This is a genomic window from Prolixibacter denitrificans, from assembly GCF_003014495.1.
Classification (GTDB): Bacteria; Bacteroidota; Bacteroidia; order Bacteroidales; family Prolixibacteraceae; genus Prolixibacter; species Prolixibacter denitrificans.
Genome location: NZ_PYGC01000003.1, coordinates 384,886 through 403,020, shown reverse-complemented (window position 1 = coordinate 403,020; position 18,135 = coordinate 384,886). Strand labels below are relative to the sequence as shown.

General features: G+C 45.2%; 14 protein-coding genes. 11 read left to right on the top strand and 3 right to left on the bottom strand.

What is annotated here, in order from left to right; all coding sequences use genetic code 11:
- Window positions 1-35 precede the first annotated feature (35 nt).
- The gene (gene tsaD, locus CLV93_RS08585; protein WP_106541767.1) at window positions 36-1,076 is read right to left on the bottom strand and encodes a tRNA (adenosine(37)-N6)-threonylcarbamoyltransferase complex transferase subunit TsaD; all 1,041 of its coding nucleotides are present in this window, start codon (window positions 1,074-1,076) and stop codon (window positions 36-38) included.
- A 171-nt stretch (window positions 1,077-1,247) separates the two neighbouring features.
- On the opposite strand from tsaD, the gene CLV93_RS08580 reads away from it, so the two are divergent.
- The 6 genes from CLV93_RS08580 to malQ all read left to right on the top strand — a co-directional run bounded on the left by CLV93_RS08580 (window position 1,248) and on the right by malQ (window position 10,576).
- Entirely contained in the window at window positions 1,248-5,723 is a 4,476-nt protein-coding gene (locus CLV93_RS08580) for a translocation/assembly module TamB domain-containing protein (protein WP_170108900.1), read from the top strand.
- Window positions 5,724-5,810: 87 nt separating this feature from the next.
- The gene (locus tag CLV93_RS08575; protein ID WP_106541765.1) at window positions 5,811-6,515 is read left to right on the top strand and encodes a MotA/TolQ/ExbB proton channel family protein; all 705 of its coding nucleotides are present in this window, start codon (window positions 5,811-5,813) and stop codon (window positions 6,513-6,515) included.
- A 12-nt stretch (window positions 6,516-6,527) separates the two neighbouring features.
- The gene (locus CLV93_RS08570; RefSeq protein WP_106541764.1) at window positions 6,528-6,941 is read left to right on the top strand and encodes an ExbD/TolR family protein; all 414 of its coding nucleotides are present in this window, start codon (window positions 6,528-6,530) and stop codon (window positions 6,939-6,941) included.
- 8 nt (window positions 6,942-6,949) lie between these two features.
- Window positions 6,950-7,918, top strand: a complete 969-nt coding sequence (locus tag CLV93_RS08565) for a cell envelope integrity TolA family protein (RefSeq protein ID WP_106541763.1) — start codon at window positions 6,950-6,952, stop codon at window positions 7,916-7,918.
- Between the two features lie 312 nt (window positions 7,919-8,230).
- On the top strand, window positions 8,231-8,899 hold the full coding sequence (locus CLV93_RS08560; protein WP_106541762.1) for a hypothetical protein: 669 nt from the start codon (window positions 8,231-8,233) through the stop codon (window positions 8,897-8,899).
- Window positions 8,900-9,097: 198 nt separating this feature from the next.
- Window positions 9,098-10,576 (top strand): 4-alpha-glucanotransferase, encoded by a 1,479-nt coding sequence (malQ, locus tag CLV93_RS08555; RefSeq protein ID WP_106541761.1) that lies wholly within the window; start codon window positions 9,098-9,100, stop codon window positions 10,574-10,576.
- Here the strand turns inward: malQ and CLV93_RS08550 are convergent.
- A complete protein-coding gene (locus CLV93_RS08550) occupies window positions 10,553-11,371 on the bottom strand; it encodes an alpha/beta fold hydrolase (protein WP_106541760.1) in 819 nt (272 codons plus the stop codon). The two genes, malQ and CLV93_RS08550, sit on opposite strands and share 24 nt — an antisense overlap.
- A gap of 3 nt (window positions 11,372-11,374) precedes the next feature.
- Complete coding sequence (locus tag CLV93_RS08545) at window positions 11,375-12,088, bottom strand: pyridoxine 5'-phosphate synthase (RefSeq protein ID WP_106541759.1); 714 nt, start codon at window positions 12,086-12,088, stop codon at window positions 11,375-11,377.
- 71 nt (window positions 12,089-12,159) lie between these two features.
- Between CLV93_RS08545 and CLV93_RS08540 the strand changes: the two genes are divergently transcribed.
- The 5 genes from CLV93_RS08540 to bamA all read left to right on the top strand — a co-directional run bounded on the left by CLV93_RS08540 (window position 12,160) and on the right by bamA (window position 18,132).
- Window positions 12,160-12,828, top strand: coding sequence for a CBS domain-containing protein (locus tag CLV93_RS08540; protein WP_170108899.1), 669 nt, complete (start codon window positions 12,160-12,162; stop codon window positions 12,826-12,828).
- A 15-nt stretch (window positions 12,829-12,843) separates the two neighbouring features.
- Window positions 12,844-13,722 carry an NAD kinase gene (locus tag CLV93_RS08535; RefSeq protein ID WP_106541757.1) on the top strand — a complete coding sequence of 293 codons (879 nt, stop codon included), beginning with the start codon at window positions 12,844-12,846 and terminating at the stop codon, window positions 13,720-13,722.
- A 177-nt stretch (window positions 13,723-13,899) separates the two neighbouring features.
- A complete protein-coding gene (locus CLV93_RS08530) occupies window positions 13,900-14,793 on the top strand; it encodes a DUF6089 family protein (protein ID WP_146141987.1) in 894 nt (297 codons plus the stop codon).
- An 11-nt stretch (window positions 14,794-14,804) separates the two neighbouring features.
- Window positions 14,805-15,545, top strand: a complete 741-nt coding sequence (gene uppS, locus CLV93_RS08525) for an undecaprenyl pyrophosphate synthase (RefSeq protein ID WP_106541755.1) — start codon at window positions 14,805-14,807, stop codon at window positions 15,543-15,545.
- Window position 15,546: 1 nt separating this feature from the next.
- Window positions 15,547-18,132: an outer membrane protein assembly factor BamA gene (gene bamA, locus CLV93_RS08520; RefSeq protein WP_106541754.1), complete on the top strand. Its 2,586-nt coding sequence runs from the start codon at window positions 15,547-15,549 to the stop codon at window positions 18,130-18,132.
- Window positions 18,133-18,135 lie beyond the last annotated feature (3 nt).

Here is an 18,135-nt window from a genome sequence, read left to right as displayed (position 1 = left end):
TACCGGGCTTCGCAACTCGTATTTCCTTGATTCGATCAATCGTTATTGATGACCATTCGGGCGAAGGGGGCGACGTCCTGACCCACAAATTCTCCTTTCACATATTTGTAATAACCGGTAATGGCAATCATGGCTGCATTGTCGGTCGTGTAGTCAAATTTGGGGATGTGCAGTTTCCAATCGCGTTTCTCCGCTTCCTTTTGCAAGGCTTCGCGTAAGCCGCTGTTGGCCGAAACACCTCCGGCCACGGCAATCTCCTTGATACCGGTTTCTTTGGCGGCCCTTTTTAGTTTTGCCATCAACACTTTGATGATGGTATGCTGAATGGAAGCGCAAATGTCAGATTTGTTCTCCTCGATGAAATCCGGATTGTCTTTTATGTTGTCACGAATGAAATAGAGGAAGGATGTTTTCAGTCCACTGAAACTGTAGTCCAGTCCGGGAATTTTCGGTTCGGAAAATTTGAACGCTTCTGGATTTCCCTCCTTGGCCAGCTTGTCAATCAATGGTCCTCCCGGGTACGGAAGACCTATCACTTTGGCACATTTGTCGAAAGCTTCGCCAGCTGCATCGTCGATGGTTTGTCCAATAACCTCCATGTCGAGGTAGTCGCGCACAATGATGATTTGCGAGTTTCCACCGGAAACCAGCAGGCACAGAAATGGGAACTGCGGTTGAGACTCATCATTTTCATTTTCTTTAATGAAATGTGCCAGCACGTGTCCCTGCAAGTGATTAATTTCGATGAGCGGGATACCGGAAGCCAGGGCAAAGCCTTTGGCAAACGATGTTCCAACCAGTAAAGAACCCAACAATCCGGGGCCACGCGTAAATGCGATGGCAGAAATTTCATCGCGACTGATTTTTGCTTTCTTAATAGCTTGGTCTACAACGGGAATAATGTTCTGTTGATGAGCACGTGAAGCCAGTTCGGGGACAACTCCGCCGTACGCTTTGTGAACAGCTTGCCCGGCTACTTCGTTACTCTTAATGACACCGTTCTGAATGACGGCGGCAGAAGTATCATCGCAGGAGGATTCTATACCTAAAATGACAATATTTTCCTGATTATTCATCGTGCTTATTTTCCTTGAAAAATTTGGTGCAGACAGCTATTGAATACTTGGATTGTCTGTTGAAAAAAAACTATTTTTATGTGCCCCAATATTAACATGATTTCCGGAGAGAATGTTTCTTCGTAAAAGCGCAAAAGTATTAAAAAAAGCCATAAAATATTATTGATTGCCTTGCTGGTAGTTGTGTCGTTACCGGTGCTGGCGTATCTCACTTTTCGCTCAAACAAGGTGCAGTTGAGAGTTGTGCAGTGGGTGACGCAGCAGCTCTCGGCCACGCTGAATACGCAGGTGAGTGTGCAGGGCGTTGATATTGCGTTCTTTCACCAGATTGTTCTCGAAGGAGTATTGATTAAAGATCAGGAGAATGATACCCTGATTTATGCAAAAAACGTTAAGGCCGACATCGACAGCATTCGTCCGCGAAAGCGGATTGTTCATTTCAGCAATCTCTACCTGTGGGATGCACAGGTTAATTTGCGTAAGGACTCGTCGAAGCTGAATCTTCAGTTTTTAATCGACTCGCTTAACGCGATGCCTGCTGATACGGTTCATCCGTGGAAAGTTAGTTTTGACAATATTCATTTACGGAATTCACAATTCAGATTCCGGCAGCTTAGTGGTGTCAATCCGCATGAGCATGGTCTGAATTTTCATAACATAGACGTTAATCATCTGAACTTGTCTCTTCTCGATTATCAGAATACTGATTCCGCCATGTCTTTTCGCGTCGATCATCTTTCCTTTAACGAGAAATCAGGATTTGCGGTGAAGAACATCGCTTTTAATGCCCGGATTGATTCGTCAACTTTGACAGCCACCAACTTCTTCCTGGAAACAGACAGTACAAGGCTAGATGCGGCGGAGTTGCAGTTTAGTCCCCGGAGCATTCCAGTCGATTCTACCGAATTGACTCAGAATGATGAACTGTATCCTTTCTTATCGAAGCTGAATAAATACCAGATTAATTCACAGTTTAACGATTCACGGATCTCGTTGCACGATCTGGCTTATTTTGTGCCCTCGTTGTGGGGAATGGACGCGCCGTTTCACTTTTCGGGACTCGTAAGAGGGACCGTTGATAATTTCAAAATCAGGGATTTCAAATTCAGAATCGGAAAATACACCCGGTTTCAGGCTGATCTCGATATGCAGGGATTGCCCGACTGGCAGAAGACTTACATCTTCTTTAAGTTTTATGACAATACCTTCGATTTCCGTGATTTAGCGGCACTGAAACTGCCGGAAGGAATGAAGCCGATTCAGATTCCCAAGCAACTGCTCGACAGTGTGCAGTTGACCTATCGGGGTAACTTTACGGGATTCCCTTCGGACTTTGTGGCTTATGGTACGCTCAATGGCGACCTGGGACAGATTTCCAGTGACGTTGCGTTTAAGCCAACCGAGAACGGGAAGGTCGATTTTGAAGGACGCGTGATTACCAAATCCTTTGACTTGGGAAAGGTTCTGAATAATCAATCACTGGGAGCCATATCGATGCGGACGAAACTGAATGGAACCCGCTTTGGGAACGGAAAATTCAATGCACGTATCCAGGGAATGATTGATAGTTTGTACTACAATAACTACCGCATCCGGTCGATTTACCTGAACGGAAATGCGCGGGAAAGAGGTTTCGACGGGGAAATTTATGCTGACGACCCGAACCTGCAGTTCTTCTTTTCCGGTAAGGCCGATCTGGAACCGAAAATTCCGGTGTTCAACTTTACCACTACGGTTGATAAAGCCAACTTGTATGTCTTAGGACTGGACAAAAAGATAAAAAACGCGAGTGTTTCATTTGGGCTCGAAGCCAATTTCCGTGGAAGCAATATCGACAACATGAACGGGGAGATTAACTTCGACCAGATAAGTTACACCCGCGATATTGGAACGCTGGATCTGTCGGGTGTAAACCTGAAAACCGAGAACTCGCCTGAGCACAACTCCATTTCCCTTCGCTCCGATTTTGTCGATTTGGATATGGACGGAAAATACCGTTTCAATGATATTCTTCTTTCGTTCCGCGACTACGTGCAGCATTATTTACCGTCCGCGAAGCTACCTTTTGCCGGAAAACATGCCGTCGGGGAGAACAAGTTCCATTTCAATTTGCAGCTCAAAGAATCTGATCAGTTGAGCAAATTTTTTCTTCCGGAATTGGAAGCGAAGCCGCCGGTCCGTATTTCCGGCGATTTCGATTCGGAAAAGCATTTGTTCAATCTCGATGGATTTGCGCCGGATATTGCATACAAGAATAATGATGTAGAAGGATTTTCAGTGCGGGCGCGCTCTGATGCTGACAGAACCAGTATCCGCGCGGGCATCAACAAAGTGACATTGAAAGGGAAGCACGAAATTTACAACCTGACACTGAACAACACTGCATTCAACGATAGTTTGGCTACATGGCTGACCTGGAACAATACCGATACAGTGACTTACAGTGGCGAGATCAATACGCTCACAACGTTTAGTCGTGATTCGGTAACCGGAAGAAACCACACTGAAGTAGAGATTCACCCGACAAAAATATGGGTAGCAGATAGTTTATGGCAGATAGAACCTTCGCGTCTGACAGTGGACTCAACGCGTTGGATGGTCGATGATTTTCACGTGCATCACCGGCATGAAATGTTTAAGGTAGATGGCGTCGTTTCCAAAAATCCGAAAGACAAGCTCAACCTTTCTTTCGGTAACCTGAAATTGGATGATTTTTCTGCTTTGCTCGATACCAGTTTAATGATGAGTGGCACGCTCGACGGTAAAGCCAGTTTCAGCAACCTGTATCGAAAGCTCGTTGTGTCAGGAGATTTGGGCATTATGAACCTGATATTCCAGGACACTCCACTGGGCGACGTTTCCATAAAGAGCAACTGGGATCCGGTGAAACAGAAGGTTGTTTCGTCATTGAATCTCACATCGAATGGAAAGGACCGGCTTGACATTTCCGGAGCCTACACGCCCGACAGTAACCGCGTGGATTACCTGGCCAAAATAAAAGGTGTTCCACTCCAGATGTTGTATCCGTTTATGGCCAGTTTTGCCGATCAGTTCAGCGGAGAAGGATACGGAAAACTAAGAATGTCGGGAAATCTGGATAAACCCCGTTTCGATGGTGATGTTTTTGTGCAGAGTGGTAAAATCGGGATCGATTACCTGAAGACAAATTACACCTATTCGGATACTGTATTTTTTAGGAATGATTCCATCGTTTTTAACCGGATTTTACTAAAGGACGAGGATAATCACATTGCCCGGTTGGATGGAACGATACGTCACAATCTCTTCAGCGACATGAAATATGACATGTCGGTTACGACAGCAAATGTTGAAGTATTGAATACGACTGCGCGCGATAACAACCTGTTTTACGGAAAAGCGCATGCATCAGGCGGCGTTAAGATTACCGGTGAAAGACAGCACGTGCGGCTCGATATTTCGTTACGAACCGAACCGGGCACGCAAATATTTATTCCGATGGAGCGACCGGAATCGGCGAGCGAATATGATTTTATCTCGTTCGTGAATTCGGCGAAAACTGATACCGCTCAGCATCTGACCATCAAAAAGCCGGAGAGCGATTCGGATTTTGAGATGTACATGGATGTCGAAGCGACACCCAGTGCCAAAGTGCAAATCATATTTGACTCGACGATTGGCGATGTTATAAAAGGGCAGGGGAACGGAAACCTGCGTCTTGTATACGACCGCGAAGGCAATTTCAGGGTGTATGGCGATTACGTAGTCGAAAAAGGAGATTACCTTTTCACACTGCAAAATGTTATCAATAAAAAATTCCGGATTGAGCAGGGCGGAACTATCTCGTGGAATGGCGATCCATACGATGCTGTGGTCAACCTCGATGCGGTGTATAAATTGCGCGCGTCGCTATACGATTTGTTGCTGAATACAAGTAACGAGGGCGATTATTCACGGCGGATTCCGGTAGAGGTAAAAATAAATCTTTCGAAAAAACTTTTTAATCCGGCAGTTAAATTCGATATTGAGTTCCCCACCGCTGATAAACGAACCCGTGATGAAGTTCAGCAGTACATCAGTACGCAGGACGAAATCAACCGACAAATTCTCTCCTTGCTGGTCATGGGGCAGTTCTATACGCCTGAATACCTTCGTGGTAACCAGAATTTTGAAACCACCGGTGCCAGTATGGTCAATGCCACCACTTCGGAAGTATTGTCTAATCAGTTATCCAATTGGCTTTCGCAGATTAGCAACGATTTCGATATAGGATTCAATTATCGTCCGGGCGACCAGGTGAGTAACCGGGAAATTGAGGTAGCGCTAAGTACCCAGATTCTCGATGACCGGGTGACCATCAATGGTAACATTGGTAACAACGGTAGTTTGCAGTCGAGCAATACCAACCAGATTGTTGGTGAAGTGGAGGTATATGTAAATCTCGATAAATCAGGTAAACTGCAATTGAAGGCGTACAACCGCTCCAACGATGACTTGCTGTACGACACCAGCCCGTATACGCAGGGGATTGGTATTTCCTTCCGGGAAGAATTTGATTCTTTCAACGATCTTTTCCGGCGTTATTTCAAGAAAAGTAAGGAGAAAAAGCGCGAACAGGAATTGAAAAAGAAGAAGAGGGAGGCAGCCAAATCGTCAACTGACCAGTAAGATTAATAAAGATTCATTATTTTTGCTTTCATCATATTTTCGCGATATTCAAGACATCAAAATCACAACGAAATTACGGTAATACATATGATTAATCTCTTATTCCTCCAAAGTACGGACGCTGCCGCGGATACCGCCAATATGGCCGCTCAGGCAGCACAGGGAGCTATCGAGCTGAAGTTTTGGGATCTCGTTCTCAAAGGTGGTTGGATCATGATTCCTATTTTTCTTCTTTCGATTATTGCTGTTTACATATTTGTGGAGCGTTATTATGCCATAAAAAGAGCCGCAAAAATCGATGACCGTTTCATCGACCAGATAAAAGACAACATTCACAACAGTCGTTTCGACGCAGCGCTGGCGCTCTGTCGTACCAATGAAACACCGGTCGCCCGGATGATTGAAAAAGGCGTGTCGCGTATTGGTCGTCCGCTGAACGATGTAAATACCGCTATCGAGAATGTCGGTAACCTCGAAATTTCGAAGCTGGAAAAAGGACTTCCTACGCTGGCCAGTGTTTCCGGAGGCGCCCCTATGTTGGGATTCCTGGGAACCGTTATGGGAATGATTCGGGCATTTTACGATATGTCGAATGCCGGAAGTAATGTGGATGTTTCGTTGCTTTCCAGTGGTATCTACCAGGCCATGGTGACGACCGTTGCCGGATTGATTGTGGGAATTATCGCCTATTTCGCTTACAATATCCTGGTGGCGCGTGTCGAGAAAGTGGTTTTCAAAATGGAGGCAACCACTTCTGAATTTATGGATTTACTGCACGAACCAGCAAAATAAACAAGCATTTTTATGGCATTACGTCGAAGAAATAAAGTGAACGCAGGTTTCAGCATGTCGTCAATGACCGACATCGTATTCCTGTTGCTCATTTTTTTCATGGTCACATCGACCCTGATTAGCCCCAATGCGTTGAAAATGTTGCTTCCGAAGAGCAACAATCAAACCAATGCCAAGCCGCTTACTACGATTTCGATTACAAAAGACCTGAAATATTACGTGAATAATAACGGCCGCCTGGTGAAGGTAAATTTCAGTGAAATTGAGCCCTATTTGCAGGAAACACTGCAAGGGAAAAAAGATATCTACATCTCACTGCATGCTGAAAAATCGGTGCCGATTGAGCAGGTAGTGAGAGTGATGAATATTGCCAAACGAAATCATTATAAGATGATTCTGGCGACAAGCCCTGACGAGAACCGGTAAATAGTTTTATGTCCAAAATCGGTAAACATAGAAGAGGAATAGTAGGAACCATCCTGTTTCACGGGGTGATTCTGCTGCTGTTGTTATTCTTCGGATTCATAACCCCGCTTCCGTTACCGGAAGAGAAGGGGATTTTGGTCGATTTTGGAAATTCGTCTACAGGGTCAGGCGCTCGTGAACCTGCCAGAAGGGCGGCGCAGGCTCCGGTCAAAAAAGAGGAAAAAAAGAACGAACCGGCAACTCCTCCGGTTAGTAAGCCGAAAACGCAACCCAAGCCGAAAGCACAGCCCAAATCAACGCCTGATCAGGGAAAAGAAAAGGTGATGACGCAGGATTTTGAAGAATCAGCTGCTGTGAACTCCGGTACAAAGAAGAGCAAGGTTGACGAAGAGAAAAAGAGGCAGGAAGAACTAGCGCGCCAAAAGAAAATAGCCGAAGAAAAAGCCCGTCAGGAGGAGTTCGAAAGGCAACGACAGGCTGAGCTGGAACGTCAGCGTAAAGCAGAGGCTGAGCGTAAAAAGAGGGAAGAAGAGCAGCGGAAAATTGCCGAGATCAATTCCCGGGCGCAATCTGCTTTTGGTGGTGGCAAAACTGACAATGGCTCCGACAGCAAGAGTCAGGGCGTGACTTATGGTGGAGGCAACCAGGGAAGCCCCGATGGTACGCCCGGTGTCAACCGCTATGGCAACGGGGGCGGAAGCGGCAATACGTTCAATCTTTCCGGCCGGAGTTTGGTAGGTGGACTTCCCAAACCCGACTTCCCCGGAAACGAGGAAGGAACAGTTGTCGTTGAAATTACCGTTGACAAATATGGTAAAGTAACCCAGGCAAATCCTGGTGTAAAAGGCTCCAATACCATCAATCCGTCGCTGCTGGCTGCCGCCAAAAAAGCTGCATTGTCAGCCCGTTTCAACACCGATAACAATGCTCCTGCTTTCCAAAAAGGAACCATTACCTACCACTTTGTACTCGATTAACTTTCTCTTTTTTAACTTTCTTTATTTTTTATAAGCATTGATTTTGAGGCTTTTTTTCTGTAATTTGTAGACAGTCTTTATAGGTAAAGAACCGACGAAAGAGGTTAAAGGAGAAAAGGGGTAATTCAAAGACAGATTCTTATCTCACACACTTAACCTTCCTAATCCCGCCTTTATGGCAAGTCCTGGCATTTTTGCCACTGTGTTTTCTTACGTGAAACGACCCGTAGTTGAGTTTACTCATTTACCAGGTCGGCGTCACTTTCGCCGGGAGCGAAAGAGCGATTTTTTTACACAAAAAACTTTTTGATTATGGATGTAGGAAGAAATTACCAGTTCAGTGATGCGCAGCTGATTCGGATTGGATCAGAGATCAAAAATCTTCTGCCGTTGTATATGCGGCAGTTGTCGGACCACACACCGGCTATCAACGAAGATTTTTTACTTCATTTTCAACGTACCCTAAAGGAGGCCAAATCAGTGCCGGCAACCGACTCCCTGGACGAAGAAATTAGCCTGATGGAGGAAGAGATTGCAGCGAAGATGGAACATGCATGTATTGTTTTTCGTTCTCTGAGACTATACATTCAGGCTGCTTTTCCACATGACAGAAGGGTATGGGAACAACTGGGCTTTTGCGATTATCAGCGGGCCAGCACCAACCGCAATCAGATGCTGATGAAGTTGCAGGAATTGCAACGTTTGGTTGAGAAACATCGTGCAGCCCTTCAGGTTGTTCATTGCCCACCTGATTATTATTGGCAGATCAGAGTTCTGAGAGGAGAACTTCAGTCGATGGGACAAAAACTCAATCAACAACAGGTTGAGCAAAAGCGGTTGCAATCACTTCGGTTGGCCCGGATGAACGCATTGTATTCCAAGGTGCTGCTCATCTCTGATGTGGCAAAGAAAGTTTTTACCGATCAGCCACAAGTGATTGATATGTTCAAGTTGCCGAAACAGTTGGCAACAGCAGTATGAAGAAGAAAAAGGGAAATGGAAGAAGAAAAGAGCAGTAAAATGTGCTGCCGATTCTGAGAAATGGTTGTCTTTATTCAGGCAGCCATTTTTTTTGTGCCCTTTACATTCAAATCGGAGCGCTGCTCTCTCAATCCTGTAAGTCATCTTTCTTATCTTTGCGGCATTCTGAATGCAATGAGCGGAACATAAATCGTCCCGATGAAACGAGAAAGTGGAATATTACTACACCCTACCTCCCTGCCGGGAAAATATGGAATGGGTTCCCTGGGAAATTCTTCCCGTTGGTTTGTCGATTGGCTGTCGGAACACGGACAAAAAGTGTGGCAAATTTTGCCGTTGAATCCAACCGGCTTCAATCATTCGCCCTACCAATGTTATTCAGCTTTCGCCGGAAATCCGAATCTCATCGATTTGGATGAACTGGTCTCAACCGGTTACCTTGAAAGTGACGATGTAATAACGGCCCCTCATTTTTCCACTCATCGTGTCGATTTTACCGAAGCAATAGAGTTTCGTGAACCACTTCTGCGAAAAGCGTTCATCCGTTTCCGGGAAACCGGAGGATTCGGACTTCAGGAATATATGCAGTTTTGGGATGAGCATGCCTGGTGGCTCGATTCGTACTCATTTTTTTACGCATGTCATAAAAATCTGAAAGGAAAAAACTGGAGTTATTGGGAGGATGCATTGGCCGATCGGAAAGAAGGTGCGCTTCATTTTTATTACCGCCGTTTCCGGGAAGATGTCGAGTATCAACGATTCGTGCAGTTTATCTTTTTTCAGCAGTGGTTTGCTTTGAAGCAGTATGCCAACAAAAAAGGAATCGAAATTTTGGGCGATATTCCGCTGTACGTTTCGTATGACAGTGCTGATGTTTGGGCTAATCAAGACCTGTTTATGCTGGATGAAAAGCGAAAGCCGGTGAAGGTTGGTGGCGTTCCTCCTGACTATTTCAGCGAAACAGGCCAGCGATGGGGAAATCCGCTTTTCAAATGGGACCGACTAAAAGAGCGTGGTTTTGACTGGTGGTTGGCGCGTATTCATTTCAACCTGAAAATGTTCGACCGGGTACGCATCGATCATTTCAGAGGATTGGAATCGTTTTGGGCGATTCCTTACGGTGAAAAGACCGCAGTGAAAGGCGAATGGCTTCCCGCTATGGGCGATGAGTTGTTCCACATTTTGCGCGATCAGCTGGGAAATCTCCCAATTGTTGCCGAAGACTTGGGAACGATTACGGAAGAGGTTCACGCTTTGCGAAAAAAATATGGTTTCCCCGGAATGAAGGTCCTTCAGTTCGCTTTCGACAATGACAGTGAGAATGAATACTTGCCGCACAATTACGAAACCGATTTCGTAGTGTATACCGGGACACACGACAACAATACCACACGCGGCTGGTGGAAATCATTAACTGCAGACGAAAGACGAAAAGTGATTCCTTATATGCCAAATCCGAAAGAAGAGAAGCACTGGCAACTCATCCGGTTGGCTTTGTCTTCGGTAGCCGAAACAGCCATTATTCCTTTCCAGGATGTATTGGGACTGAGTGATCGGGCCCGGATGAATACGCCGGGAACAGTAGAGGGAAACTGGAACTGGCGTTTTTCCAAGCGCGAATTACATCGCAGTCACGGTGAAAAGCTGCTGAAATTAACCCGGCTTTACGCACGATAGAACAGCCTCCAGAAACAATTTGGGCTGTTCGGCATGCAACCAGTGGCCTGCATCGGGAATGTCGATAATCCGTGCTTCCGGATAAATTTCCTGAATGTCCGGAATATCTTCATCGTTGATGTACTTCGATTTCAAGCCGCGGATAAACGTTACCGGGTAGCGAAGAATCGGTTTCCGGTCTTCAAACCATTCCGCGTTGACTTCACTGATGATTCTTGGCAAATACTCCTTCAGTACCGGCACATTCAAACGCCATTTGAACTGCCCATCTTTTGTGCGTTTGATGTTCTTCAGTAAAAATTGTCGTAATCCAACCGCATCCAGTTTGGTTGCCAGATATTTGTCAATCTCTTTGCGGCTTTCCACCTGGCTCAAATCCAATTCGTCGAGCAATTCGAGAATGGTTTGGTGCATATGGAAATTCGATTTCGACCGATCAAGTTCTGTGTAATCCTTCGGCGCTATATCGGCAATAATCAAACAGCTCACTTTATCGGGATAGTCAGCCGCGAAATGCATGGCAACTTTTCCGCCCATACTGTGGCCTAAAACAGTGGCTTTGTCGAGGTTTTGTTCTTCGAAAAAGCCGGCCACATCTTCACTCATGGTTTCAAATGTGTGCACATCTGCATTGGGCGAATCACCATGATTACGCAGATTCAACAGATAAACCGTATAGGATTCTGAAAGATGTTTTCCAATGGTAAGCCAGTTATCTGACGAGCCGTAAAGCCCATGCAGAATAACCATATTCGGGCCGGAGCCCATTTTTTTATACTTCAGTGAAACACGCATATATTACCTCAGGCACTCTTTGTATTTTAAAATTGTCAGTTCCAAACCAAGATAAATGGCTTCGGAAATCAGGGCATGACCAATGGAGACTTCTAGCAGGCCGGGAATGTTCTGATAGAAGAAAGGAAGATTCTCCAGGCTCAAGTCGTGACCAGCGTTAAGTCCCAGTTCTGATTCGATTGCTACTTCAGCCGCATGAATGAAAGGCGAAATGGCTTTTTCAGGAGCAGCCGGAAAATCGGTCGCGTAAGGTTCGGTGTACAACTCAACCCGGTCGGCACCAACCTTAGCGGCACCTTCAATAAAGCGGGCTTCGGTTCCCACAAACAGCGAAGTACGAATGCCGGCCTTTTTGAATTCGCCAACCACTTCCGTCAGAAATTCCTTGTTGTCGAGGGTATTCCATCCGGCATTTGAAGTCACGGCATCCGGCGCGTCGGGTACCAGCGTTACCTGGTGTGGTTTTACTTCCAGCACCAAATCCATGAATTTATCGGAAGGATATCCTTCGATGTTAAACTCGGTGGTAACCAGCGGGCGAAGCTCTCTTACATCGCTGTAGCGGATATGACGTTCATCCGGACGGGGATGGACGGTAATTCCTTCTGCACCAAATTTTTCACAGTTCATGGCAGCCTCCAAAACGTTAGGAATATTGCCTCCCCGCGAATTTCGTAGTGTTGCTATTTTATTTATATTTACACTTAAGCGTGTCATCTTTTACAGGTATTGATTGAACGCGCAATTTACAATTTAGATTGCAAATGAATAAATAAATATATCATATTGTGACAGCCAGCGAACTCATATCCGACAGTATTCCAACGGTAAGTCTTGAAGAAACAGGACTTAAAGCTCTTAATTTGATGGAGGTGTTCCATGTGAACCATCTTCCGGTAGTGAATGGAGCGGAATATTTTGGTGTGATTTCCGATCAGGACATATATAATGCCGACAATTTTGAGGAGCAGATTGAGCAATATGGTATCAATTTCCCACAGCCGCATGTACACCGCAATCAGCATGTTTTCGAGGTAGTGGGTATTGCCTCGCAATGTGGTGTAACCGTTGTTCCGGTACTCGATATGGATCACTCCTACATGGGAGCAATTTCGCAAAGAGAAGCGAACAGGAAACTGGCCGATTTGGTGGCTGTGAATGAGCCCGGCGGAATTATTGTGCTGGAGTTGTGCAAAACCGATTACTCTCTTTCCCAAATTGCCCAGATTGTGGAAAGCAATGATGCCAAGATACTTAGTTTCTTTGTGAGCCGGCCATCCGAATCGAGCAAGGAGTTGGATGTGACCCTCAAATTGAACAAAATGGATTTGTCGGGTGTCATACAGACATTCACACGGTACGATTACAACATCAAGGCCACATACATGGACGATTCACGCATAAATAATTTGTATGACGATCGGTTCGATCAGTTTATGCGATATCTGAATACTTGAAAATGCCTGCAATTCATGAGAATAGCCATATTCGGTAGAACAATTAATCCGGTTTTTTACGATAGTCTGAAACGTTTGTTCGACATTCTGCATCTACATCATGTAGATGTGGTGATGTATCAGCCCTTCGCTGCCTATCTCTGTAAAGAGGTGAAGTGCGATCCGGCTGTTGCGGGAAGTTTCTCAACGCCGGAAGAGCTGAAAGATGTTGATTTCTTTTTCAGCATTGGCGGAGACGGAACTTTTCTGGAGGGTGTTTCGTTTGTTCGTGACTCGGGAATTCCGATGGTCGGGATCAACAGTGGAAGGCTGGGATTTTTAGCCGACATTGCCCAGGAGGAACTGGAGTATGCCCTCGAGGACCTGTTCGCAGGACGCTATCGTCTGCAAACGCGTTCATTGATACAGCTGGAAGACGATAATGGCACGTTAGCCGATTTCCCGTACGCACTGAATGAATTTACGGTGCATAAACGGGATACTTCGCAAATGATAACCGTTCACACCCAGGTGGGGGATGAGTTCCTGAATTCGTATTGGGCTGATGGATTAATTGTATCTACGCCAACCGGTTCTACGGCATACTCACTAAGTGTGGGGGGGCCGGTGATACCGCCGGTGGCTTCGAATTTTATTATTAGTCCCATTGCGCCGCATAACCTGAATATCCGGCCGGTGGTTATTCCCGATTATCAGCAAATAGTAATGACTGTTGAAGGAAGAGGTGGTCGTTTTATGACGACGCTCGATTCCCGTTCAGCAGTTTGTGAATCGGGAACGGAAATCCGTTTACGCAAAGCGGATTTTGGTATCAAAGTCCTCAAACTTTTCAACCACAGTTTTTACGGAACGTTGCGCACCAAATTGATGTGGGGTGTCGATCGACGTAACTAAATTCTTTATCCGGTTAAATACGCAATTTTTCACGCTTTTATCGGTTTATTATGGTAAGAGCGGAAGGAAAATTCTGCGAATCTATTACATTTGTAAACCTTGAGTCGGACAGATGAATTTTGGACTGATATATTCAATCAAACGGTTTCAAAATTTTGGCTCAATAATTTGAACTGGATGAAGAAACTGCTAATCATTATGGCAATTTTCCTGGCCGGTATGAAGGTTCAGGCTCAGAAAACTGCGGATCTTGGTTTGATGACCGGGTTGGCGTTTTACTGGGGAGATGTTCAGCAGGTTGATTACATGAAATCGCTTTCGCCGGCTTTTGGCGTGTTTGCGCGCTGGAATATGAATAAGCGAATGGCGGTAAAGGCACAGTTGATGATTGCCTCGTTGAATGTGAAAGGCATATACAACGATGTATATCTTTCGCAACCTGGAATGGGATTCACGTTTCCCAATTCGTTGGTATATCATTACCCGCGCGATTTGTCGCAGTATTATTCTTTTCATCGCTCCATTCAGATGCTCGAAGGAATTTTTGAGTTCAATTTTAAGGATTATGAGTTGGGCAATAAAAATGCTTCCTTTACGCCGTATATTTCTGCAGGAATTGGTGCAATGTACACGCGTGCAAATGGTTCAGGGACTTTAATCCTGAATCAGCAGCCGAGAATTCCTCAGAATGGCAACTTATATTACAATGCATATGTCGACGAAAATGGCCACACTACCAATGGGTTAGATGCTTTTTCTCCGGTTATTCCGGTTGGGATGGGTATAAAGTGGAATATTTCCGATATTTTTGCCATCAATGTAGAAGCGATGGTTCGGAAAACCTTTACGGACAATATCGATAACCTGGATGATCCGATTCGGTTCCATTACTTCGACACATCACAGGTACCGGATCCAACAGATCCTACGGGAAACCGGCAGATGTACGCCGGTTACGCCGACAAGTTTTCGTCCAGTACCGTGCATAATAACGACTGGTTGTCAACGTTTACCGTGTCCTTCATCATCTTGTTGTGGGACGGTAAAAAGAATTGTCCGGTATACGACTAGTGAATAAGAAAATGGGAATTAATAAATTGAACAAGGAGCACATGCCAAATCACGTTGCCATAATTATGGATGGTAACGGAAGATGGGCGCGACAACACGGGAACGAGCGGATCTTTGGGCATGAGCAAGGAGTTGAAGCAGTACGTTCGACGGTTGAAGGTGCCGGAGAGGCCGGGTTGAAGTACCTGACACTTTACGCATTTTCTACCGAAAACTGGAGTCGTCCGAAAGAGGAGGTAGAGGCTTTGATGTCGCTCCTGGTTCATGCAATTACCAGTGAAGCGGAGAATCTAAACAAGAATAATGTAAAACTGATGACAATTGGAGATACGGATAGCCTGCCTGAAAACGCCCGTATCAAGTTGCAGGAAGCAATGGTTCTGACATCAGAGAACACCGGATTGAAGCTCGTATTGGCCCTCAGTTATTCAGGCCGATGGGAAATTTTGAATGCCGTGCGTTGTTTGGTAGAAGATTCCTGCAGCGGAAAAATAAAAACCTCTCAGATTGATGAAAACCTTTTCGATAATTATCTCTCGACAAAGGGGATACCAGATCCGGAATTGTTGATTCGAACCAGCGGAGAATACCGGGTAAGTAATTTCCTGCTTTGGCAGATGGCTTACACGGAGTTTTATTTCACCACTAAATTATGGCCCGATTTTAGAAAAGATGACTTATTTGAAGCCATTGCCGATTTCCAGCAGCGAGAGAGAAGGTTTGGTAAAACAAGTGAACAAATCAGAATCTGACATGTACAAAAAACTGATACTCTTTTTTCTTTTAATTTTTAGCAGCAGTGCAGGTGTTTTTGCCCAGGTGGTAGCCGACAGTACCAATTTTTCCATTTATTACGATAGCCAGAAAATGTACACCATTGGGGGGATCGAAATTAGTGGAATTCGGTTCCTGGATAAAGAAGTACTTAAGAAACTTTCGGGACTGCAGGTTGGAGACGAAGTCTCCGTCCCCGGTGATCAAATTACTGCAGCCATCAAAAAATACTGGCGTCAGGGATTATTCTCTGATGTGAAAATTACCGCGACTAAGATTGTCGGTAATAAAATCTGGCTCGATATTTATCTCCAGGAACGACCCCGGCTCTCCAAAGTAAACTACAATGGAGTATCCAAGGGCGAGAAAGATGAGATTGAGAAAAAGGTATTGTTAATTATTGGCGGTCAGGTTACCGATAACCTGATTAACAATGCACAGCGACAGATTTTGAATTACTATCACGGCAAAGGTTTCTTCAATACCGATGTGAACATTGTTCAGCGGGATGATCCTTCCAAGGAAAATCATGTCATTCTGGACATTAACGTCGATAAGAAGGAAAAAGTGAAGATTCAGAAAATTTCCTTCTATGGGAATAAGGCATTATCCGAAGGCCAGTTGGAACACGCGATGAAAAAGACCAAGGACAAAGGCCTGAAACACTTTTTCCGTTCCAAAAAATTCCTGGAAGACAAGTATGAAGAGGATAAGCAGAATATCATTAAGAAATATAACGAAGAAGGATATCGTGATGCGATGATCACGGCCGATTCAGTATATAATAATGGAGACAATACCGTTAGCATCAAAATCTGGATTTCTGAAGGTGACCGGTATTATTTCCGGAATATCAAATGGGTAGGTAATACAGTTTACACCTCTGAGTATCTAAGTCATGTTCTTGGAATCAAGAAAGGCGATGTGTTCGACCAGAAGTTACTTGACAAGCGTCTGCGTGAAGATGACGATGCGGTTAGTAACGTGTACCTGAACCACGGTTACCTGTTCTTCAATATTAATCCGGTGGAAACTAAAGTAGAAAATGATTCCATCGATTATGAGATGCGTATTTACGAAGGACAGCAGGCGACGATCAACCGGATCATTATTTCCGGAAACACCAAAACACACGAACATGTTGCCCGTCGTGAGTTGCGTACGCGTCCGGGACAGCTGTTCAGCAAAGAAAATATTATTCGTTCGGTAAGGGAATTGGCTCAGTTGGGGCACTTCAACCCGGAAACAATTAATCCGCAGGTGATTCCGCATCCGGAAGATGGAACAGTAGATATTAACTATCACCTGGAAGAACGCGCCAATGACCAGATTGAGCTTTCCGGTGGTTGGGGAGCAGGAATGTTCGTCGGAACGGTCGGTTTGAAATTCACCAACTTCTCCGTTCGGAATATTTTCAACGGAAAAGCGTGGCGTCCGCTGCCAACCGGTGACGGTCAGACGTTGAGCCTTCGTGCACAGACCAACGGTTCCTATTATCAATCATACAGTTTCTCATTTGTTGAACCTTGGTTGGGAGGAAAGAAACCGAACTCATTTACGTTGTCGGTATACTACTCGAAACAAACCAGCGGTAACTCCGACTATAACTACGGCGGTTACAATCCGTATAGTTACGGAAGCTACGGTTCCAGTTACTATGGCGGCGGTTACGGAAGCTACGGTGGTTATGGCGGATACTCAAACATGTACGATTACCAGATTACCCAGCAGATGTCGGTACTCGGGGCATCCATTGGTCTGGGACGTCGTCTGAGTTGGCCTGATGACTACTTCACATTTTACAACGAAATTTCGTATCAGCGATATAATCTGCAGAACTGGAGTTATTACCTTTTCCGCGATGGAGTTTCGAATAACCTTAGTTTCAAGACAGTTATCGGGCGTAACTCAACTGATAACCCGCTGTACACACGAACGGGATCCAACTTCTCCCTGTCACTTCAGTTAACTCCGCCATATTCGTCTTTTGACGGGGTGAACTACGGCGATCCGAATTTACCCGATTCTCAGCGATACAAATGGATCGAATATCACAAGTGGAAATTCAAAGGTGATGTTTACACTCCGGTTTCCCGTAATGAGAAATTGATCTTGCGAACGAAGTTTGAAGCAGGATTCCTGGGGTACTACGATAAAAATCGTCGGTCACCATTCGAACAGTTCCGCGTCGGGGGTGATGGAATGTCGGGATACAGTATGTATGGTAGTGATGTCATCGGATTGAGAGGTTATGAAAATAACTCGTTGACACCAAGCAACGGAGGTAACTTGTACGAGAAATTTACGGTGGAACTTCACTATCCGATCACACTTAGTCAGTCAGCAACTATTTATGGTTTGGCATTTGCCGAAGGTGGTAACGCCTGGCATGATTTTTCGGACTATAACCCATTTGATATTCGCCGTTCGGCTGGTCTTGGAGTTCGTATCTTCTTACCGATGTTTGGTTTGATGGGATTTGACTGGGGGTACGGATTTGATGATGCTTATAAGGCGAACGCAAACGGAAGTCAGTTCCACTTTATCATAGGCCAGCAATTCTAAGCT